Annotated in this window: 20 protein-coding genes, 1 tRNA gene, 1 riboswitch and 1 other annotated feature; of the genes, 12 read left to right on the top strand and 9 right to left on the bottom strand. The window is 38.1% G+C overall.

Annotation, left to right across the window (positions count from 1 at the left end):
- Positions 1 to 206: 206 nt before the first annotated feature.
- Positions 207 to 263: a sequence feature (sodium ion sensor (DUF1646 type); this cis-regulatory element may regulate processes involved in with the transportation of sodium ions), on the top strand.
- A 154-nt stretch (positions 264 to 417) separates the two neighbouring features.
- The 4 genes from hydG to EJN67_RS05750 form a co-directional block, all read right to left on the bottom strand.
- Complete coding sequence (gene hydG / locus EJN67_RS05765) at positions 418 to 1866, bottom strand: [FeFe] hydrogenase H-cluster radical SAM maturase HydG (RefSeq protein WP_129723390.1); 1449 nt, start codon at positions 1864 to 1866, stop codon at positions 418 to 420.
- Positions 1867 to 1885: 19 nt separating this feature from the next.
- Entirely contained in the window at positions 1886 to 3085 is a 1200-nt protein-coding gene (gene hydF, locus EJN67_RS05760; RefSeq protein WP_129723389.1) for a [FeFe] hydrogenase H-cluster maturation GTPase HydF, read from the bottom strand.
- Positions 3086 to 3319: 234 nt separating this feature from the next.
- Positions 3320 to 4246: a DUF2935 domain-containing protein gene (locus EJN67_RS05755; protein ID WP_129723388.1), complete on the bottom strand. Its 927-nt coding sequence runs from the start codon at positions 4244 to 4246 to the stop codon at positions 3320 to 3322.
- Positions 4247 to 4318: 72 nt separating this feature from the next.
- Positions 4319 to 4843 carry a nitroreductase family protein gene (locus tag EJN67_RS05750; protein WP_129723387.1) on the bottom strand — a complete coding sequence of 175 codons (525 nt, stop codon included), beginning with the start codon at positions 4841 to 4843 and terminating at the stop codon, positions 4319 to 4321.
- A 261-nt stretch (positions 4844 to 5104) separates the two neighbouring features.
- Here EJN67_RS05750 and EJN67_RS05745 point away from each other — a divergent pair, with 261 nt between their 5' ends.
- From EJN67_RS05745 to EJN67_RS05735, 3 genes are all read left to right on the top strand, one after another.
- Positions 5105 to 5689, top strand: coding sequence for a CheB methylesterase domain-containing protein (locus EJN67_RS05745; protein WP_129723386.1), 585 nt, complete (start codon positions 5105 to 5107; stop codon positions 5687 to 5689).
- 29 nt (positions 5690 to 5718) lie between these two features.
- Positions 5719 to 6183 (top strand): chemotaxis protein CheX, encoded by a 465-nt coding sequence (locus EJN67_RS05740; protein ID WP_129723385.1) that lies wholly within the window; start codon positions 5719 to 5721, stop codon positions 6181 to 6183.
- Between the two features lie 98 nt (positions 6184 to 6281).
- Positions 6282 to 9413: an alpha-mannosidase gene (locus EJN67_RS05735; protein WP_129723399.1), complete on the top strand. Its 3132-nt coding sequence runs from the start codon at positions 6282 to 6284 to the stop codon at positions 9411 to 9413.
- 41 nt (positions 9414 to 9454) lie between these two features.
- Here the strand turns inward: EJN67_RS05735 and EJN67_RS05730 are convergent, their stop codons facing one another.
- Positions 9455 to 9760, bottom strand: coding sequence for a hypothetical protein (locus EJN67_RS05730; RefSeq protein ID WP_129723384.1), 306 nt, complete (start codon positions 9758 to 9760; stop codon positions 9455 to 9457).
- A 187-nt stretch (positions 9761 to 9947) separates the two neighbouring features.
- Here EJN67_RS05730 and EJN67_RS05725 point away from each other — a divergent pair, with 187 nt between their 5' ends.
- Positions 9948 to 11192 (top strand): adenosylhomocysteinase, encoded by a 1245-nt coding sequence (locus tag EJN67_RS05725; protein ID WP_129723383.1) that lies wholly within the window; start codon positions 9948 to 9950, stop codon positions 11190 to 11192.
- Positions 11193 to 11228: 36 nt separating this feature from the next.
- Here EJN67_RS05725 and EJN67_RS13995 read toward each other — a convergent pair whose 3' ends face one another.
- Together EJN67_RS13995 and murC are read right to left on the bottom strand one after the other, a co-directional pair.
- Positions 11229 to 11405 carry a hypothetical protein gene (locus EJN67_RS13995; RefSeq protein ID WP_165000758.1) on the bottom strand — a complete coding sequence of 59 codons (177 nt, stop codon included), beginning with the start codon at positions 11403 to 11405 and terminating at the stop codon, positions 11229 to 11231.
- A gap of 79 nt (positions 11406 to 11484) precedes the next feature.
- On the bottom strand, positions 11485 to 12867 hold the full coding sequence (murC, locus tag EJN67_RS05720; RefSeq protein WP_129723382.1) for a UDP-N-acetylmuramate--L-alanine ligase: 1383 nt from the start codon (positions 12865 to 12867) through the stop codon (positions 11485 to 11487).
- Positions 12868 to 13071: 204 nt separating this feature from the next.
- Here murC and EJN67_RS05715 point away from each other — a divergent pair, with 204 nt between their 5' ends.
- The 3 genes from EJN67_RS05715 (at position 13072) to EJN67_RS05705 (ending at position 15155) form a co-directional block, all read left to right on the top strand.
- Positions 13072 to 14016: a L,D-transpeptidase family protein gene (locus EJN67_RS05715; RefSeq protein WP_129723381.1), complete on the top strand. Its 945-nt coding sequence runs from the start codon at positions 13072 to 13074 to the stop codon at positions 14014 to 14016.
- A gap of 80 nt (positions 14017 to 14096) precedes the next feature.
- Positions 14097 to 14181 (top strand) — tRNA-Tyr (locus tag EJN67_RS05710).
- 71 nt (positions 14182 to 14252) lie between these two features.
- A complete protein-coding gene (locus tag EJN67_RS05705; RefSeq protein ID WP_129723380.1) occupies positions 14253 to 15155 on the top strand; it encodes an AraC family transcriptional regulator in 903 nt (300 codons plus the stop codon).
- Between the two features lie 51 nt (positions 15156 to 15206).
- Here the strand turns inward: EJN67_RS05705 and EJN67_RS14375 are convergent, their stop codons facing one another.
- Both EJN67_RS14375 and EJN67_RS05700 read right to left on the bottom strand, forming a co-directional pair.
- A complete protein-coding gene (locus EJN67_RS14375; protein WP_279387718.1) occupies positions 15207 to 15332 on the bottom strand; it encodes a hypothetical protein in 126 nt (41 codons plus the stop codon).
- Between the two features lie 159 nt (positions 15333 to 15491).
- Positions 15492 to 16799, bottom strand: coding sequence for an amidohydrolase family protein (locus tag EJN67_RS05700; RefSeq protein WP_129723379.1), 1308 nt, complete (start codon positions 16797 to 16799; stop codon positions 15492 to 15494).
- Positions 16800 to 16906: 107 nt separating this feature from the next.
- Here EJN67_RS05700 and EJN67_RS14370 point away from each other — a divergent pair, with 107 nt between their 5' ends.
- The 5 genes from EJN67_RS14370 (at position 16907) to EJN67_RS05680 (ending at position 19652) form a co-directional block, all read left to right on the top strand.
- A complete protein-coding gene (locus EJN67_RS14370; protein ID WP_279387717.1) occupies positions 16907 to 17038 on the top strand; it encodes a hypothetical protein in 132 nt (43 codons plus the stop codon).
- A 12-nt stretch (positions 17039 to 17050) separates the two neighbouring features.
- Entirely contained in the window at positions 17051 to 17398 is a 348-nt protein-coding gene (locus EJN67_RS05695) for a cell wall hydrolase (protein ID WP_341538797.1), read from the top strand.
- Between the two features lie 80 nt (positions 17399 to 17478).
- A riboswitch (SAM riboswitch) is annotated at positions 17479 to 17587 on the top strand.
- A gap of 98 nt (positions 17588 to 17685) precedes the next feature.
- The gene (gene metK / locus EJN67_RS05690; RefSeq protein WP_129723377.1) at positions 17686 to 18870 is read left to right on the top strand and encodes a methionine adenosyltransferase; all 1185 of its coding nucleotides are present in this window, start codon (positions 17686 to 17688) and stop codon (positions 18868 to 18870) included.
- 87 nt (positions 18871 to 18957) lie between these two features.
- Positions 18958 to 19335: a hypothetical protein gene (locus EJN67_RS05685; RefSeq protein ID WP_129723376.1), complete on the top strand. Its 378-nt coding sequence runs from the start codon at positions 18958 to 18960 to the stop codon at positions 19333 to 19335.
- A gap of 92 nt (positions 19336 to 19427) precedes the next feature.
- Positions 19428 to 19652, top strand: a complete 225-nt coding sequence (locus EJN67_RS05680) for a DUF1659 domain-containing protein (RefSeq protein WP_129723375.1) — start codon at positions 19428 to 19430, stop codon at positions 19650 to 19652.
- Positions 19653 to 19663 lie beyond the last annotated feature (11 nt).

The following is a 19663-nucleotide window of genomic DNA, read 5'->3' as shown; positions in this document are numbered from 1 at the left end:
GTGTTAATGGTGTAGATAAAACTATAATACCAAACAGTCATCTGAATATATGGGAACTGTAACTTTAAGTAAAAATATCCCAGGATGTTATCTATTCTTCTTTTCCCTACAGTAAATTGACGCTATCTGACAAAAAAGTATTATTGATTTATAGCGTCAATTTATGCTATAATTAACATAGAAAATAAAATATTGGTTCTTATCACGGTTGAACAGTGTGATAGCTGTTTTCAAGAGATATAAAGTTTCTGGGGTGGGAAGCTCAGTTTATGTTTGAGTTTCCCACCCCTTTTATTTTTGGAAGGGAGTGTCAAAATAATGAAAAAGAAAGAAGTACTCATTCCGTTGATATTTTTTGGAGTAGCTTTTATATTGCTACTTATATTGGGTGGATTAATGAAATAGGGGTGATATAAATTATATTCTTATATCCCGTTTACCATTTTCTAATTTTTTTAGTCCTTCCCTTATAAACTGGACTTGCTTTTGATCTTCTATTTTATTTATATAGTTTTCTATAGCTTTTTCTCCTATAGCTTTGGTTTCTTCGGTTGCATAGTCCAGTAGGTACTCTTTGAGGGTGAATATGGCATTTGGCATACAGAAATTATGCACAAACTTGGACTTTGCATACCCCATAAAGTTTTCTCCAGTTCTACCGGCTCGATAGCAGGCAGTACAGAATGAAGGAATATCCCCCGCCTCACAAGTTTCCCTCACCACATCATCCAATGCCCGGGTATCACCAAGTTGAAACTGTTCCTTATCAGGGAGCTTGTTGCCCATAGATTCTCTATAGCCACCTACACCTATACGTGAACCTGCATCTATTTGAGATATGCCAAGGGGTATAACCTCCCGCCTTACCTCCGGTTTTTCCCTTGCAGTGAGTATCATACCTGTATATGGTACGGATAATCGTAATATGGCTATTAATTTTTTAAAATCCCCATCGCTTACGGCATATTTCAAGCTGTCGGCAAAGGGCGTATCAATTGCTGGTTCTATTCTAGGGAATGAGATAGTATGGGGTCCTACACCATTATATTTCTCCTCTAGATGGATGGTATGGTAAAGAAGTGCCATAGCTTCAAATCTCCAGTCATATAGTCCAAACAGGGCGCCTATTGCTACATCGTCAATTCCGGCATCCTGTGCCCTGTCCTGAGCATAGAGTCTCCATCTATAATTTCCCTTTATAGTATTTTTGGGATGTACTTTTCTGTATGTTTCATGATGGTAGGTTTCCTGAAATACCTGGAAGGTACCTATACCTACTTTTTTAAGCTTTTTAAGTTCTTCCCGTGATAATGGTGCACAGTTTATATTGGCTCGTCTTATCTCACCATTTTTATTCTTAGTATTATATACCTGCTTTACACTGTCACATATGAAATCTACATCGGTTTCAGGGGATTCACCATATACTAAAACGGTACGTTTTTGCCCTTCATTGATCATTATATTCACTTCATCTGATATTTCATCCATGGATAGCGTCTTTCTGGTTATATGATTATTGGACGTTCTAAAACCGCAGTAAAGGCAGTTATTTGCACATTTATTGCTTATATAGAGGGGGGCGAAAAACACTATACGCTCTCCATATACCTCCCGCTTTAGTTTATGTGCTAAATCATACATCTCCTGAATGGTTTCCTCATCCTTGTTTTGAATTAGTATGGCCATCTCTTCAGGATCTAGCCTTATTTTTTCCTCTGCCTTTTTAAGCACTTGACGTACATCAGATGGCTTTGGATTTTCCCATTTATTTAGCTGACTCCATATTAGGTCGTCGTCTATAAAATCCTTTTCCATGTTGTCATATTCTTCGAAGTCTTTTTTGTATTTTTCTAAAAAGTTCATATTTTATGCTCCTCTCATATTATAAAATCTCATCTTCAAAGGGTTTTAGAGCCCTCTTAAGGATACCTGTGCCGTATGCCAGCACCATTCCATAGTTTACCATAGGGATATCTTCTCTACTTGCCAGGGATTGCCTATATTCCATTTCTTTTTTATTTAGCATGCAGGCACCACAGTGAACAATAAGGGCATATGACGAGATATCCTCTTCAAAAAAACCACCTGATGTATGTTTAAACTTAAGTTTTTTACCTGTTTTTTCAAGCAGCATATTTGGAATCTTTACCTTGCCTATATCGTCATCCTGTCTATGATGTGTGCAGCCTTCAGATATTAATATACAATCCCCATCTTTTAAGTTGTCTATTGATTTTATGCCTTCATAAAACAGCCTTAGATCTCCTTTATATCTAGCAAATAAGATAGAAAAGGAAGTAAGGAAGATACTAGAAGGTACTATCTTATCTACATAACTAAAGGCTTGAGAATCGGTTATAACCACATTAGGAGATGCTTTGAGTGATTGGAGTATATCTTTTAGCCCGTCTGGCTTGGTAATAATTGCATAGGCGTTATGATCCAATATATCCCTTATCACCTGCTGCTGGGGGAGTATAAGCCTTCCTTTTGGAGCAGCATTATCTATTGGCACTACTAAAATGGCAGTATCCCCAGTATCTATCAGTCCATCTACTAGGTGCATCATATTATCATCGGGTGATTTCAATTTGCATATCTCTGATATAAGTTTTTGTATACCGTAGTTATCCTTAGCTGAAGTGTATATGATTGGGACTTTGGGGATATGTTCTGGAATTTTATACTCTTTATTTTCATCCCATTTGTTTATTGCAATAATATATGGGATATTTGCCTTTGATAGGGCAGAGGATAGATCATATTCATTTTTATCCCATGGCGCATCATGTGATACCACTATTATGGCTATATCTACTTTTCTAAGTATTTCTTTTGTTTTTTTAACCCTCATGCTGCCTAAATCCCCAGTATCGTCTATGCCTGGGGTGTCTATTATTACAATGGGGCCGATTGGCGGTATTTCCATGGATTTATAGACGGGATCGGTGGTGGTACCAGCGATTTTAGAGACTAATGCGGTATCCTGTCCTGTTATGGCATTTATAAGGCTGGATTTACCGGCATTTCGCTTTCCAAAGATACCTATATGTAGCCTATCAGCTCTTATGGTGCTATTCATGTGTAATTCACCTCGTTTCTTACATTAAAAAAGCCCTTTTTCAAGGTTACAGAAGAATATCCTTGAAAAAGGGCATGGTTTACGACCCAATCCAAATATTCCTCTGCCTTAGATATTATCCTTGGCATTAGAGCTTGGTAATATTTATTTTCTACCTCATATTATAATACCACTTAAGCATACTTGCAAACGTTTTTTAAAGTACTATAATTTAGAATAGTTTGAATTAATGTTTTATTGATCATGCATAGATAAAATGTGTATATAATAGTTTGCCTCCCTAAGCACATGATCTGAGAGCAGCGGGATTATTATCGATTTTATCTTGCAACTGAGTATGCCTTCGGTGCTGTCCTTTTTAAAATCCCTAAGTTCTACGGTATTTTCAAGGCTCTCCTTGGTAACGGAGGGGATAAGCTCTGGATCATTTGCCGCCTTTTCTGCCAGTTCAACCAGTTTTTCAAATCGTTCGGCAAATTCATCTGCAGTATGGAAAAGTTCCTTTTCCTCAGGGTCTAAAAATCCCCTTATAAATTCCGCATGTTCACCCATTATATGATTCCAGAATATCTCCTGATAAACTATGTTATAGATACATTCCTTGTCCAGTCTGTTATGCAGCATTATAAGTAGATTTAAGTAAAATTTAGCCTCTTCGAATACATGATGTAAGAGGGTTGGGTATAGGTGGGTAAATACTCTACATTCTAAAACATTTCTCTCAAGTTGAGCTTTAAAATCAATAATTGATTGTGTAGCCTGTATGGCTTTTTGATTAAGTTCGTAAACCCTGCATATTAGGTAATGAGGATAGGGCTTTTTAATAGGGGGTATATCCCTTAGGGAAAGTTCAGCTGTCGTTAAATTTGTATCTATGGGTATGCTGGTTAAAAATTGTGTAGCCATTTCAGCATTTACCGTATAGTTTGTTACTATACCACAGGTATAGTCGCCCTTAGGTTGAATAACCCCCTTTGATAGTGCAGTAGCCTCCATAAGTAGATCGGTAAACTGCTCTTTTGCATTGTCTGCCTGTATGGCTAAGTCTACATCCTTAGGCGTAAGTGATGCTTCTAAAAATATAGTGTGCTCCTTCATGATTCTCATAAAAAAAAGATGTGTCATAAGTGACATTTCGATAAAATCATTGTTAGATAACATAAAAAAATCCTCCCTTCAAACTGTCTATTAATATCATCATATTGCACAAATTGAAGGAAGGTGAATATTAGATTAAATTTTATAACTATTTCTATGCACCCTATCAAATAGCATTTCATCATTGGCATGGGGTGATTTTTCCTTGTCGGGATATCCTATGGCCAATATGGATTCTACACGCAAATGCTTAGGTATGGACAAAAGCCTCTGTATGTAATCTTCAGCAAAATAGCCATCTTCATGTTTGCGGCCTCTTATCTGTATCCAGCAGGAACCTAGTCCTAAAGCATGGGCTTCCAACTGCATTATAATGGATGCTATAGAGGTATCTTCTATCCATGCATTGCTCTTGTTCTCATCTCCCAATACCACTATTGCAAGGGGTGCACCTGACAAAAAATCAGCGCCACTGGGTTTACATTTTGATAGCTCAGATATTATATGGCTATCATCCACTATTACAAATTCCCATGGACGTGTGTTCATCGATGAAGGAGACAATAGAGCCGATTTTATTATCCTATCTATCTTGTTCTCCTCCACAGATTGATTTTTAAATTTTCTTATACTGCGCCTCGTTTGCAGTATGTCTAACATACATATCACTCCTCAGAAAGAGATAAAAATGGTTAGAATATATTACATATATTTACAATAACTATAATATAATAATATTTAACCTTTGTCAATATAGGGAATTTGATCTATAATAAAATGTAGATAGTATTAGGCAAGAAAAGTTAATATTGGTCAAAGATTGTGTTTTAATTTTGGTCAATATGTCAATTATTGAAATTCCGGAGTATATGGTATAGTTTATCCTATATATTCCAATAAAAATTAGCAAAGGTGACATAAATGGGGAATTTTGACTTAGTATTAATTGCATCATCTACTGGGGGTCCTTCTGCGCTAGATAAGGTATTATCGAATTTATCAAAAGATTTTGATGTTCCTATTTTAATTGTACAGCATATGCCAGCCAATTTTACTCAGATGCTAGCTGACTCCCTAAATAAAAAATGTGCCCTTGAGGTAAGGGAAGCAAAAGATGGAGACATAATAGGAGAAAAAGGGATAATAATCGCCAAGGGCGGTCTGCATATGATAGTAGTGGAGGAGAGGAAAAAAAAGGTAATAAGGCTTATAGATGCGAAAAGTGTAAATGGAGTTAAACCAGCTGCTGATGTACTGTTTGATTCGGTAGCACAATCATATGCTAATAAGAGGATATTGGCAGCTGTCCTGACAGGTATGGGGAGTGATGGAAAGGTGGGAGTAAAAAAGCTTAAGGATAATTGCAAGTGCTATTGTATAACCCAAAGTCCAGATAGTTGTGTAGTATATGGCATGCCAAAGAGTGTGCATAACGCCGGTTTGTCAGATGAGGTAGTAGATATTGAGTTAATGGGTCATAGAATGGAAAGCCTTATAACGGGATAAGGGATGAAAACAAAGGGGGTATTGTCGTCGTGGACAAGGTATTATACTGGCCATTTATAGACAGTACAGCTAATGTAATATTCAATATGACGGGAGTGGAAGTGGCGTTTGAGGATGAGGTATACGAGCAAAAGGGAGAATTACGATCATTTGGGTTGACATACATAATTGACTTTTCAGGTAGTGTGAGTGGAAGGTTTGCCATTGACATGGAGCCCCGTTTGGCGATAAATGTGGCAAATAATATAACGGGAGAAAGTTATGACAATATACATCAGTACAAGGTATTTGCTACTATATCAAAACTGAGCAGTATTATAGCAGATGAAGCCATAGGATTGCTAGAGGAAAAGTGCCTTTTAAAGATTTTTGCGGCACCCCCTGTTATATTTACCGAATGCGGATCTTTAATATCTATAAAAAATATGCCATCCATATCAATAGATGGATCTACAGCTTATGGCAGTATAAGACTTAATATTGCTATGGAGTAATATATGGATTATGTCCCAAAATCTTAAATTTATGTCCTTCTATCTTATTATAATTTTGTGCCTAACAAGATATAATGTATGCTGAGAGGAGTGATATGATGTTTTTCACGTTAGAGAGAATAAATAAAATAGCAAGTCAGCTAAATAGCTATGTTTATTTAGATAGGACTAGGGTAAATGATTATCTAATGAAGGAAGGCAATTTTAAAGAAGTAGTTGATGTAGATAAAGATGAATCGTCATGGCAAAAGTTTACAACCGGTGAAAAATGGGGCGGCAGGGATTTACATGCTTGGTTTAGGACCACAGTAAAGGTTCCTCAGCAGTTTGATGGTAAAATGGTGGCATTATACGTATCTACTGGTGCTACCGGATGGGATGCTACAAATCCCCAGTTTATACTTTTTGTAAATGGACAGATGGTTCAAGGATTAGATGTCAATCACCGGGAGGTGATACTATCTCGTAAGGCAAAGGCGGGAGATGAATATCAGATAGACCTTCATGCATACAGCGGTATGGATGATAAAAAAGCAGATCTCTTAGTTCAACTTGTGGCACTTGATGAAAAGATACGAAATATCTATTACAACATAAAGGTACCGGCAATAGTGGCAAGTGGTATGGATAAAGACAACAAGACCACTATAGATATTTTAAAGGTACTCAACGAAACCATAAACATCTTAGACCTTAGAAAACCTTATTCAAAGGCGTTTTATGACTCCATAGACGAGGCTGATGCCTTTTTACAAAGGGAATTCTATGAAAAAATGTGTAACTATGATGATGTCATAGCTACTTGTGTTGGCCATACACACATCGATGTAGCTTGGCTTTGGACTGTGGCTCAAACCAGGGAAAAGGCAGCAAGGAGCTTTGCTACTGTACTTAATCTAATGGATGAATACCCTGAGTATATGTTTATGTCCAGTCAACCTCAGCTATACAAGTTTGTTAAAGAGGATCACCCAGAGCTTTATGAGCGCATAAAGCAAAAGATAGGCGAAGGACGCTGGGAAGCAGATGGGGCCATGTGGGTAGAGGCTGATTGTAATGTTACATCCGGTGAATCACTTGTTAGGCAAATATTGTTTGGTACAAGATTTTTTGAGGAAGAGTTTGGCGTAAAGAATTGTGTGCTATGGCTGCCCGATGTATTTGGGTATAGTGCTGCTATTCCTCAGATACTTAAAAAATCCGATATAGATTATTTTATGACTACCAAGATAAGCTGGAACCAATTTAATAAACTTCCCTATGATACATTTATGTGGGAAGGCATAGATGGTACAGAGGTGCTTACCCATTTTGTTACTACTAGAGATGCAAACTTTAACTGGGCAGGTCATTTTACCACATATAATGGATATATACATCCGGGTGCCGTAATGGGTGCATGGGAGAGGTATCAGCAAAAGGATATAAATAATGATATATTAATATCCTTCGGATATGGGGATGGTGGTGGTGGCCCTACCAAGGATATGCTGGAAAATGCAAGGCGTATGTCAAAGGGTATACCAAACTGTCCAAAGGTACAGATGGGCACTGCAGGTGAATACTTTAAACGTTTAGATAAAAAAGTGTCCAATCAAAAAAATCTGCCTAAGTGGGTAGGAGAACTATACCTTGAATACCATAGGGGTACGTATACATCTATGGCAAGGAACAAAAGGGATAATAGGAAAAGCGAGCTTTTATATCAGGATGTAGAGTTTTTGTCATCCCTCGCAGGTCATGTGGGATATGAGTATCCGCAAAAGAGATTAAATGACAATTGGGAGATAATATTAAGAAATCAATTCCATGACATACTTCCTGGCTCTTCTATAAAAGAGGTATATGATGTTACCAAGGAAGAATACAAGGAAATATTAAATAATGGTAAAGATATGGCTAAAAAGGCCCTTGATACTATTTCTGCGAACATATCCTTAGATAAGCCGTCGGTGATAGTATACAATACACTGTCTTTTACAAGGAGTGATGTGGCATTTGTAAGTCTACCCGATGGTATTAAACATCCAAAGGTTATGGATGAAAAAGGCAATATACTGCCATCTCAGATGGTAGAAAAGGATGGGGAAATGAAACTGGCATTCTTTGCAAAGGATATTCCCTCAAAGGGTTACAAATGTTTTGAACTGACAGAGGGCACTGAAAATAACGAAGAATGTATGATTGTATCTAAAGCTAGACTGGAGAACGACTTCTTTAGTATTGATATGGATGAAAAGGGTACATTTACCTCAATGTATGATAAGAAAAACGATCGCGAAGTATTAAAGCCTGGCGAAAGGGGTAATGTATTGCAGGCCTTTGAAGATAAACCTATGAACTATGATAACTGGGATATAGACATATTCTATCAGGAAAAGATGTGGGAAGTAGACGATGTGGAGAAGATAGAAGTTGTGGAAAATGGTGCAGTAATGGGCAAACTGCGTATCTACAGAAAATTCCAGGATTCTACCATCATTCAGGATATATGCATATATAGGGATATATCCAGGATAGATTTTGAAACCTATGTGGATTGGAAGGAAGATCAGGTGCTCTTAAAGGCTGCGTTTCCTGTGGATGTACTGGCACCAAAGGCCACATATGAAATACAGTATGGTAATGTTGAGAGGCCAACCCACTGGAATACATCATGGGATTGGGCAAGATTTGAGGTATGTGCGCATAAATGGGCAGACGTATCAGAGGATGGATTTGGTGTCAGCCTTATGAATGACAGCAAATATGGCTATGATATAAAGGATAGCATAATGAGGCTTTCACTCTTAAAATCAGGTATGGAGCCTAACCCTACTGCTGATAGGGAAGAGCATAGATTTACCTATTCATTATATCCGCACGGAGGGGACTGGAGAGATGCAGGCACAGTCAAGATGGCATACGAGTTAAATGTGCCACTATATACAAAGGTAGAACAGCCCCATGGCGGGAGTATGCCATCCGCCATGTCCATGGTTCAGGTAGATGCAGAAAATGTTATAATAGAAGTAGTAAAGAAGGCTGAAGATACGGATCATACCATAATAAGGATGTATGAATGCTATAACAGGCGTACAAAAGCTACCCTGACATTCTTTAAGGATCTTAAGGAAGCTAGGGAATGTAACCTTATGGAGAAGGATACGGAAGATATAAATATAGATGGCAATAGCATTACCTTTGATATAAAGCCCTATGAGATAAAGACATTTAAGGTGAAATTTTAATAATAGATAGAATAAAGTCCAGGCTCTGCCTGGACTTTATTCTATCCCTCAAATGTTATCTTGTTTTTTTCTGCGAATTTTTTAAGCACATCTTCAACCCATTCGAAATCATCTTTGAATTTGTCCTTTTGTATTATATAAGTGCTTTCATCGCCATCCACAACTATTTCTAGTCTTTGTACAGATTTCTTACCAAATAATTTTTTCTGTTCGATGTTGTTCTTCTTGATTTCGGCTATTTGACTAGCAGCGAATCTCTTCCAGTGTTTAGAACCTGCTACATTGATTGAGAGTTCACCCATATCGGCATTGAACTCCTTTACAAATACTTCATTTTGGGCAGACATTTTGTTCCCTCCCTACATTTTATAAGCTCCCGCCATTTACAAAGGTTTAGGAACTCTTCTGGAAGAAAACTTGTAACAACTGAAATGAAAAAATTGTTATATCGGGGAGCTATGTACATTATACCACAAAATTTGTTATAATCAAAGGGAAAAGCTATCTATAATAACGAATAAAGGAGATGATATAGTGTCAAATATCATAAGGGATATAAATCTAGCCCCTGAAGGTGATAGACGCATACAATGGGTAAGGGGATATATGCCCCTTTTGAACCATATTGAGAAAGAATTTATAGAAAATAAACCTCTGGCAGGGAAGAAGATATCTGTATCGGTGCATTTGGAGGCAAAAACAGCATACCTGTGTACGGTGCTTGCAGCAGGAGGGGCAGAGGTAGCAGTTACCGGCAGTAATCCCCTCTCTACTCAGGATCCAATAGCCGCAGCCCTTGCAAAGGGGGGGCTTAATGTATACGCATGGCATGGGGCTACGGAGAAGGAGTATTTTTCTCATCTCAATAAAACACTGGATTTTGGGCCGGATATAGTAATAGATGATGGGGGAGATTTGGTAAATCTTCTTCACACTACTCGCAGTGACCTTGCAAATAATGTATTAGGCGGGAGTGAAGAGACCACGACAGGCGTTATAAGGCTGAGGGCTAGGGAACGGGAAGGACTTTTGAAGTTTCCCATGATAGCTGTAAATGATGCCTATTGTAAGTATTTGTTTGATAATAGATATGGTACAGGCCAGTCGGTGTGGGATGGCATAATGCGTACTACCAATCTAATAGTAGCGGGCAAAAACGTGGTTGTAGCAGGTTATGGCTGGTGTGGAAAAGGCGTGGCCGCCAAGGCAAAGGGATTAGGTGGTAATGTAATAGTAACGGAAGTAGATCCCATAAAGGCAATAGAGGCGGTAATGGATGGATTTAGGGTGATGTCCATGGATGACGCAGCAGCTATAGGCGATATATTTATTACCGTTACAGGATGCAATAAGGTTATAACAAATCGGCATTTTGAAAAGATGAAGGATGGGGTATTGCTTGCAAATGCGGGACATTTTGATGTGGAAATATGGAAGAGAGATTTAGATAATATGTCCATCTCTAAAAAGCCCATGCGCCACAATATAGATGGCTATGTAATGGAGGATGGTAGGATAATAAATCTATTAGCTGAAGGTCGCCTGGTAAATCTGGCGTCGGGAGATGGACATCCTGCTGAAATAATGGATATGAGTTTTGCCCTTCAGGCCCTATCGGCAAAGTATATAGCTGAAAATCATGATAAGCTGGAGAATAGGGTATATAAGGTACCGGAGTTTATAGACAAACAGGTAGCTGAAATGAAGCTTAAGGCACTAGGTGTCAGTATTGACAGGCTAACGGATGAACAGGCTGAATATCTAAGTAGTTGGGAATGACAAAAGGGAGCATATGCTCCCTTTTTAAGTATTGCATTATTCGTTATTGTTTTTACCTAGTATAAATCCATCGCCGAACAATATGAAGATAAAGAATATAACTATAAGTATGGTAAAAAAATTGCCGCCGCCGAATAAACCAGCTAGACCACCGAGACCGCTTGAACTAGGGGTGCCTAAGCCTTTGTTTTCCATATCTTTAACGTCATTCATATACAGTACACCTCTCTTAATATTTAGCTTTAGTTCATAATATGAGAGGTGCCTCTACTATGTGATATGTTTTTATTTCTTATTTATTCAAAATCTCTTCTCCTATTTTATATACACTGCCTGCACCAATGGTAATTACCATATCTCCCGCCTTTGCATGGGATTTTACATAATCCTCTATATCAGAGAATGAGGATATATATATGGCATGACCACCGTTTTTGTTTATAGCTTCCACCAGATCTTTTGAATGTATCTCACCAGTGTCCTGTTCTCTGGCTGCATATATATCCGTTATGATTAGATTGTAAACTCCTTTTAGGGTATCGATAAATCGATCAAATAATTTTTTTGTCCGCGTATAGGTATGAGGTTGGAATATATACCATACATCTCCGTGGGGTATCTTCTCAATAGTGGACAGGGTAGCTGATATCTCAGTAGGATGATGGGCGTAATCATCGATTACGGTAATACCTCCTACTTCGCCCTTTGTCTCAAATCTTCTATGGGTGCCTGTATAGAGTTTGAGGGCTTCTCTGGAGATATCAGGTGATATACCCATGGCATATGCAGCAGCACATGCAGCAAGGGCATTGTATACATTATGACTTCCTGGTACATTAAGATTAAAACGCCCCATGTCTTGCCCATTGTATGAAGCATTAAAGGATGGATGCCCTTGTTTATCATACTGTATATTAGATGCCATCCAGTTAGACGCATTATCTATGCCATAGGTTATTATGTTACAGTCCATTTCAGTTAGAAGTTTTGATACCCTAGGATCATCGTTACATCCTATTAAATACCCAGACGATGGTATGAGTTTGGCAAACTTAAAAAATGCACTATATATATGATCCAAATCTCTAAAATAATCCAAATGATCCTGATCAATATTCAATATCAAGCCCATATAGGGATAGAATTTCAAAAAACTTTCCACATATTCACAGGCTTCGGTAATAAAATAGTTGCTATTCCCAGTACGTACATTGCCACCTATGGCATCCAATTCCCCACCTACCAGTATTGTAGGATCCAACTTTGCATCCTGCATTATAATCGATAGCATGGATGTGGTGGTGGTTTTGCCGTGGGTACCTGCTACACCTATGGGAAACTTAAAGGACTGCATGATTTGCCCAAGTAGGGTAGCCCTATCCATAAGGGGGATGTTCTGCAATTTTGCCTCTATTATCTCTGGGTTGTCGTCATGGACGGCAGCTGTATATACTACTAAATCGGCTCCTGCTATATGGGATTTATCATGTCCTATATATATGTGTGCTCCATCTTTAGAAAGTTTGTGTAAAATGGGTGAATCCTGCATATCGGAACCTGAAACTGTATATCCTTTTGTTAGCAATATCTCTGCGAGTCCGCTCATGCTTATGCCACCTATTCCTATAAAATGGATATGACCGTTTTCAAAATTATTTATATGTACATTACTCATATTCAAACACTCCTTAAAAAATACCTAAGCTAATTATAACCACGTAGGCAGTAATTTATCAATGCTATTTTTAAAAAAAGGTTTAACTGGGTAATATTAAAGTAGGTTGTCAACATTAAAATATTAGTTTATAATATTATGTGCAAGATAGGAAAAATATGTTCATAATAAGGATATAAGATCGAAATTACAAGAGGAGATTGTATGTTGAAAAAATACAAAAGTTTAATAACAATTGTACTGGCAGCCCTTATATGTTGCGTGATTATATTTAACAGCAACGAAGTAGTAATGGATGATTCATTAAATAATACTAGTGTATATGATAAAGAAAAGACAACAACAGGCAATGCAAACAAAAGTCTAGAAGATGATGAAGATATACATAATCAAAACCATATTACAATGGATATGCCAAAACCTGCATATAGGGTTATTGATAATAGCGAAGGCATATATGGAAAAGAAAATCTAGAGGTATATTATGCTTCGCTAGTTAAGCCCCATATTGTCATGGCAGAAGTACAATCGGATACAAAGCTATATTCACAGCCATCATCTGGTGCAGAGAAATTAGCGGATGTATCTGTAGGGGAAAAGGTAGAGATATTACAGGATAAGACGGCAAAATGGTATCTTGTGAAATTCAAAGATATGGAAGGCTGGCTACCCTATTCAGTTTTGAATATTCCACCTGATAGTCCTGTAAACACCAAACTTTTAAATAGGGAGGACTTAGAGGGCTTTGCAAATTATAATGAATTTGAAAGTGAAACCGAATATTTTATATGGGTGGACATAGACAGGCAACATACATATGTATTTAAAGGTAGTAAAGATAATTGGAAAATAGAGAGGGTAATGCCATGCGCCACAGGTTGTAATAAATCTCCCACTACCAGAGGGTTATTTAGCATAGCTGACAGGGGGGAGTGGTTTTATGCAGACCAATTTCAAAGTGGTGCAAAAAATTGGGTTCGATTTAACGGCACCTATCTATTCCACTCAGTGGCCATGGATAGACACAAAAATGTAAAGGAGCCGGAGCTTGGTGAGAGGATCACATCAGGATGTGTACGCCTCTCTGTTGAGGATAGCCGTTGGATATACGAAAATATGCCTGAGGGTACGGCTGTATGGGTTAATTAATAAAAATAAAAAAAGTGGTTGACATTTTAAAAGTTTTGCTCTATAATTATGAATTGCAGCCGATAAGGCGGTTGCAATGGGGAGGAGTTCCCGAGCGGCCAAAGGGGGCAGACTGTAAATCTGCTGGCTCAGCCTTCGATGGTTCGAATCCATCCTCCTCCACCAGAACATATGGCAGTTGACATATATAGTCAACTGCTTTTTTGCATATACTAAATAATATAGCAGGAGATATTATGGATATATATATATCATCCAGGGATATAATGTCTTTAGATCTGGATTTTCAATTGGATGCTTTGAGGATAAACATATTGTGGTTTCGTGCTCAACCCTTTAATAAAGATAATCCCATAATTGTGAGACATAGACATTCGTCATATGAATTCCACTATATAGTGGAAGGCAGGAACCGTATATTTACAGATGAGAGGGAGTTTTTGGTAAACAAAGGTCAATTCTACCTTACAGGCCCTGGAATTTTTCATGAGCAGCGCCTTGTGGGTGATTCTCCTTCCATGGAGTATGCAATAAACTGTGATATAGAGCTATTGAATAATAAAGAATATGGTAATACAGAAGAGATACAGGCCATATTGGATGCATTAAATAACGATGATCCACGGGCAGTAGATGATACATGTGGCATAGTGAAGCTGATGGATGAGGTATTTAAAGAGGCTAGTAGGCGGGAGATAGGATTTTATTCCCGTATTCAGAGCCTTATTTGTCAAATAATAATCCAGTCGGTGCGTATCCTTACAGATAGTAATTCCAATGCATACAAGATACCACAGCGCAGTACGTCGTATGCCCGCATGGAGCAGATACATCGTTTTATAGAGGATAACTATTCAGAAGGTATAACCCTTAATGACATATCAAAGCATATGTTTTTGAGTAGGAGGCAGATAAACCGTATAGTAAAGCATAATACGGGGAAGACCGCTAAGGAATATATAGATGGTATAAGGCTTGGTCATGTGAAACGGGCACTCTTGCAAGGTGATGAAACGGTGGCATGGATAGCTGACAAATGTGGTTTTTCAAGTGAGTATTATCTAAGCCAATTTTTTAAAAGACATACAGGCATGTCTCCTAGTCAATACAGGAATGCTATGGCAAAGGCCAAAAAATAAATATGGTACTCATCTGAGTACCATATGGTCCTTTATCATTATGTTAAATATTTATCTTACGAAATATGAAAACATTTCCATAAATATTACGGGGAACAATATTGCCAACGTTAAGGCTATCGATATTAATGCTCCTGTAATTCCTCTGCCCACATCCGATCTTAAAAACATTTTCATGGCGTCCCCTCCGTTTATTATGAGTTAATCTTTCTGTAATCTTATTATAACCAAAATATATTTCGAAAGTTTTACAAATATCTTATATATCTTTCAATTAATGATTACAAAATAGTAATAAGTTTAAAAACCCTCTTGTTTACATAATAAACCGTTTAGTCATGATTGAAACATCAAGTTGTCCCTTATCCTATTCACCTCATAATATACCCTATCTAGATCTATGGTCTTCAAGATACCATCTTCCATCAGAATTTTTCCATTTACAATAACCGTATCTATATCACTAGATTGGCTGCTATATACCATATTGGAGGGGATATCATTTATAGGTTGCCAATGTGGAGCTGAGGTATCTACAAGGATTACATCTGCTTTTTTGCCTTTCTCGAGGCTTCCAATCTCATCTTGCCAATTAAGTGCCCTTGCACCATTTATAGTGGCCATTTCAAGGGCATAGGGTGCGGGAATTATGGTAGGATCTCCTGTTATACCTTTGTGTATAATTGATGTTAGGTTCATCTCCTTCATCATACTAAGGTTGTTGTTGCTAGATGCACCGTCGGTGCCTAATGCAACATTAATACCATTTTTCACAAGCTTAGGTATGGGGGCAATGCCACTTGCTAGCTTTAAATTGCTTGCTGGACAATGGGCTATTTGTACGTTCTTCTCCTTTAACAGATCAATATCTTCATCATTTAGGTGTACACAATGGGCTGCAATTGAAGGTAGATCAAAAAAACCTAGATCGTATAGATATTTAACAGGGGTTTTGCCATTTGCCTTTAGACAATCCTCTACTTCTTTGTGGGTTTCAGATACATGGGTATGCATACCTGTATCAAGACTGATTGCAAGTTTTATACACTCTTTGAGGTATTTGGTGGAGCAGGTGTATATGGCATGGGGTGCTACCCTAACCCTTATACGACCATTTGCACCATTATGCCAGTCTTTATATAGTGATTTGGTTTCTTCCATACGAAGATTTGATTTATCATCAGGTCCTTGAAGCCCACGTGCAAGTACCGCCCTCATACCGGAGGATGAGGTGGCTTCCGCTGTCTTATCCATGAACATATACATGTCCGAAAATGTGGTGGTGCCACTTTGTATCATCTCAGCCATAGCAAGGAGTGAGAGCCAATATGCATCTTGGGCGGTTAACTGATCCTCTAGCGGCCACATTTTTTTAGATAGCCAGTCCCATAGTGGAAGGTCATTGCCATAGCCCCTAAATATTATCATGGCAGAGTGGGTGTGGGTATTTATAAGGCCGGGGAGGGCAATTTTACCCTTACCATCGATTATGTTTTTTGCATCCATATGGGGCATATTATCCCCTATATAGCTTATGGTATCACCTGTTATGGCAATTACCCCGTTTTTGTATTGCCTTTTTTCTCCATCCATAGTGAGTATATGTATATTTTTTATAATAAAATCTGCTTTTTCAATATTCATAAAAAACCTCCGATTTTTTAATTCAAATTATATCACAAAATGGCAGAAGTTTTATGTATTATTATCACTCAAAAAGATAAACTATATTTCGTAAGGAGGGATTTTGCATGAAAAAAGTTTTTTGCTGTTGCCTCCTGACTATATATATGATAAATCCAACAGTCGCCTTTGCACAGCAAAGGGATGGTCAGGACTATATTGGGTCAAAAATAGATGAAATATGCACAACTACCGATTGAAAGGCACAGGATATCCATTTACTTGCCCATGTAATACATGGTGAAGCCCGTGGAGAATCCTACAAAGGCAAGGTATCGGTTGGAGCAGTTATGATAAACAGGATAGAATCCCCTTTGTTTCCCAATACGTTAACGGAAGTAGTATACCAAAAAAACGCATTTACTTGCGTCATAGACGGGCAGATCAATTTACCGCCCGACGAAGAGAGCTATAGGGCTGCTTTCGATGCCATATTGGGGAATGATCCTACTGGTGGATGTTTATTTTATTATAATCCCAAAATAGCCACATCAAGATGGATGAAGGAAAGAAGTGCAGTCTATGCAGTATCTATAGGAAATCATGTATTTAGTAAATAGACCCGAAACCTGGGTCTATTTTTTTTGATTGACACCTATGTCAGAATATGCTATAGTAAAGGCATAAAATTTGAATAATTTCCTTATCGAGAGAGGTTGAGGGATGGGCCCGATGACACCCGGCAACCAGTCTTATTGACTTGGTGCCAATTCCCACAGGATGGCATTAGCCTTCCTGAAAGATGAGGGTTGTTTTATAGAAACCCTTATTTGAGGGTTTTTTTATGCCCTTTTGAGGAATGCTGGTTGCAGTACCCAAGTTTATATTTTTTTGAGGAGGAGCTTTTATGAAAAGACTATTTACTTCTGAGTCTGTTACAGAAGGACATCCAGATAAGATGTGTGATCAAATATCAGATGCAATATTAGATGCCATAATGGAGCAGGATCCCTATGGGAGGGTTGCCTGTGAGACAGCGGTTACCACAGGTATGGTATTGGTAATGGGAGAGATATCAACGAATTGTTATGTAGATATTCCCAAGGTAGTGCGCCAGACTGTAGACGAGATTGGTTATACTAGGGCGAAATTTGGATTTGACGGAGGCACCTGTTCCGTTATAACTTCCATAGATGAGCAATCCCCTGATATTGCTATGGGTGTAAACAAGGCACTTGAAGCAAAGATGGGTGCTATGCAGGATGATGAGGCTACAGGTGCTGGAGATCAGGGTATGATGTTTGGATATGCATGCAATGAAACACCTGAATATATGCCCATGGCCATAGCACTTGCCCATAAGCTTACATTGCAGCTTTCAAAGGTAAGAAAAAATGGAGCGCTTGATTATCTAAGACCTGATGGCAAATCACAGGTTACTGTGGAATATGAAGATGATAAGCCCATTCGTGTAGATACGGTGGTAATCTCAACCCAACATAGCCCCCGAGTGGATAGGGATATGCTGGAGAATGATATAATGGAAAAGGTTATAAAAGCGGTTGTTCCAGCAGAGCTTTTAGATAATGATACAAAATATTATATAAACCCCACTGGCAGGTTTGTAGTTGGTGGCCCCCAGGGTGATTCAGGTCTGACTGGACGAAAGATAATAGTAGATACCTATGGTGGATATGCAAGGCATGGCGGCGGTGCGTTTTCAGGTAAGGATCCTACTAAGGTAGATAGATCTGCTGCATATGCAGCTAGATATGTTGCTAAGAATATTGTAGCAGCAGGTATAGCAGACAAATGTGAGATACAGCTTGCATATGCAATAGGTGTTGCAAAGCCCGTATCTATTACGGTGGATACATTTGGCACAGGCAAGATTTCAGATGATAAGATAGTTGAAATTATAAACAAAAATTTTGATCTAAGGCCAGCTGCAATCATAAAAAAATTAGATCTTAGAAGGCCTATATACAAACAGACTGCTGCATATGGGCACTTTGGCAGAACGGACATAGATCTTCCATGGGAAAAGCTTGACAAGGTAGATACAATCAAAAAACAGGCATTTGATAAATAATATAGCATAGATGTATGCCCCCTTTTCACGATACTAAAACTTGCTGCATATTATGCAGTATAAAACGTTGAAAAGGGGGCATTTACTATGTACCTTGATACATATATGGCCATATTGGTATGGACTTTTGCCATATTTGGCTTTATATTCTTTATAATAAAGCTGTTTGAAGAGATACAGTTTAAGAAGGATCAAAAGGCAAACAGATATGGGGTAATACTATGGACAAAGGACTGTCAAAGTGCCATAGAGGGCGTTGTAAGGGCTATTATGCTAAGGACTAAGTCCGATGGTAGAGATGAGATATTAAATAACTTAATTATTATAGATGGAGGCTCTAAAGATGATACTATAAGGATAATTGAAAAGCTCTCACAGGACTATTGTTTTATAAAAATCATGGATAAGGATGAGCTTGGAGAGCTAGATGAAAAGATAAGCGAACTATTTCATGGGTTAAAATGATGGACTGAATTAATTTTCAGTCTTTTTTTATATCCTTTTTTGGTCCTAAAGTAATTCTATTATATGTAAGGATCAAGGAAGGAGGTGATAATATGGCACTTGATATAAGGCCGCTGGAAGGGAGTCTACAGCTAAAGTTTGATTTGGGAACCGATGATAATGGTAGAAAAATAACCCGTACTAAGACATTCAACAAAATATCCCCTTCAGCCGTTGACCAGGATGTATATGACGTGGCACAAGCCCTTGTAGGACTTCAGGTATATTCAACTGAGAGTATACGCAGGGTGATACCGGCAGAATACGTAAATATCTAGAGTAAGGAGGA

This window comes from Xylanivirga thermophila (assembly GCF_004138105.1).
Classification (GTDB): domain Bacteria; phylum Bacillota; class Clostridia; order Caldicoprobacterales; family Xylanivirgaceae; genus Xylanivirga; species Xylanivirga thermophila.
This window is presented reverse-complemented; position numbering and strand designations above follow the sequence as displayed.

Excerpts from the sequence above, each read along its gene's own strand:
- EJN67_RS05750 (WP_129723387.1), bottom strand. The coding sequence starts at position 4,843 with ATGTTAGACATACTGCAAACGAGGCGCAGTATAAGAAAATTTAAAAAT.
- EJN67_RS05685 (WP_129723376.1), top strand. The coding sequence starts at position 18,958 with ATGTACCTTGATACATATATGGCCATATTGGTATGGACTTTTGCCATA.
- EJN67_RS05735 (WP_129723399.1), top strand. The coding sequence starts at position 6,282 with ATGTTTTTCACGTTAGAGAGAATAAATAAAATAGCAAGTCAGCTAAAT.
- EJN67_RS05715 (WP_129723381.1), top strand. The coding sequence starts at position 13,072 with ATGTTGAAAAAATACAAAAGTTTAATAACAATTGTACTGGCAGCCCTT.
- hydF (WP_129723389.1), bottom strand. The coding sequence starts at position 3,085 with ATGAATAGCACCATAAGAGCTGATAGGCTACATATAGGTATCTTTGGA.
- EJN67_RS05700 (WP_129723379.1), bottom strand. The coding sequence starts at position 16,799 with ATGAATATTGAAAAAGCAGATTTTATTATAAAAAATATACATATACTC.
- EJN67_RS13995 (WP_165000758.1), bottom strand. The coding sequence starts at position 11,405 with ATGAATGACGTTAAAGATATGGAAAACAAAGGCTTAGGCACCCCTAGT.
- EJN67_RS05755 (WP_129723388.1), bottom strand. The coding sequence starts at position 4,246 with ATGTTATCTAACAATGATTTTATCGAAATGTCACTTATGACACATCTT.
- EJN67_RS14370 (WP_279387717.1), top strand. The coding sequence starts at position 16,907 with ATGAAAAAAGTTTTTTGCTGTTGCCTCCTGACTATATATATGATAAAT.
- hydG (WP_129723390.1), bottom strand. The coding sequence starts at position 1,866 with ATGAACTTTTTAGAAAAATACAAAAAAGACTTCGAAGAATATGACAAC.
- EJN67_RS14375 (WP_279387718.1), bottom strand. The coding sequence starts at position 15,332 with ATGAAAATGTTTTTAAGATCGGATGTGGGCAGAGGAATTACAGGAGCA.
- EJN67_RS05705 (WP_129723380.1), top strand. The coding sequence starts at position 14,253 with ATGGATATATATATATCATCCAGGGATATAATGTCTTTAGATCTGGAT.
- murC (WP_129723382.1), bottom strand. The coding sequence starts at position 12,867 with ATGAGTAATGTACATATAAATAATTTTGAAAACGGTCATATCCATTTT.
- EJN67_RS05730 (WP_129723384.1), bottom strand. The coding sequence starts at position 9,760 with ATGTCTGCCCAAAATGAAGTATTTGTAAAGGAGTTCAATGCCGATATG.
- metK (WP_129723377.1), top strand. The coding sequence starts at position 17,686 with ATGAAAAGACTATTTACTTCTGAGTCTGTTACAGAAGGACATCCAGAT.
- EJN67_RS05745 (WP_129723386.1), top strand. The coding sequence starts at position 5,105 with ATGGGGAATTTTGACTTAGTATTAATTGCATCATCTACTGGGGGTCCT.
- EJN67_RS05680 (WP_129723375.1), top strand. The coding sequence starts at position 19,428 with ATGGCACTTGATATAAGGCCGCTGGAAGGGAGTCTACAGCTAAAGTTT.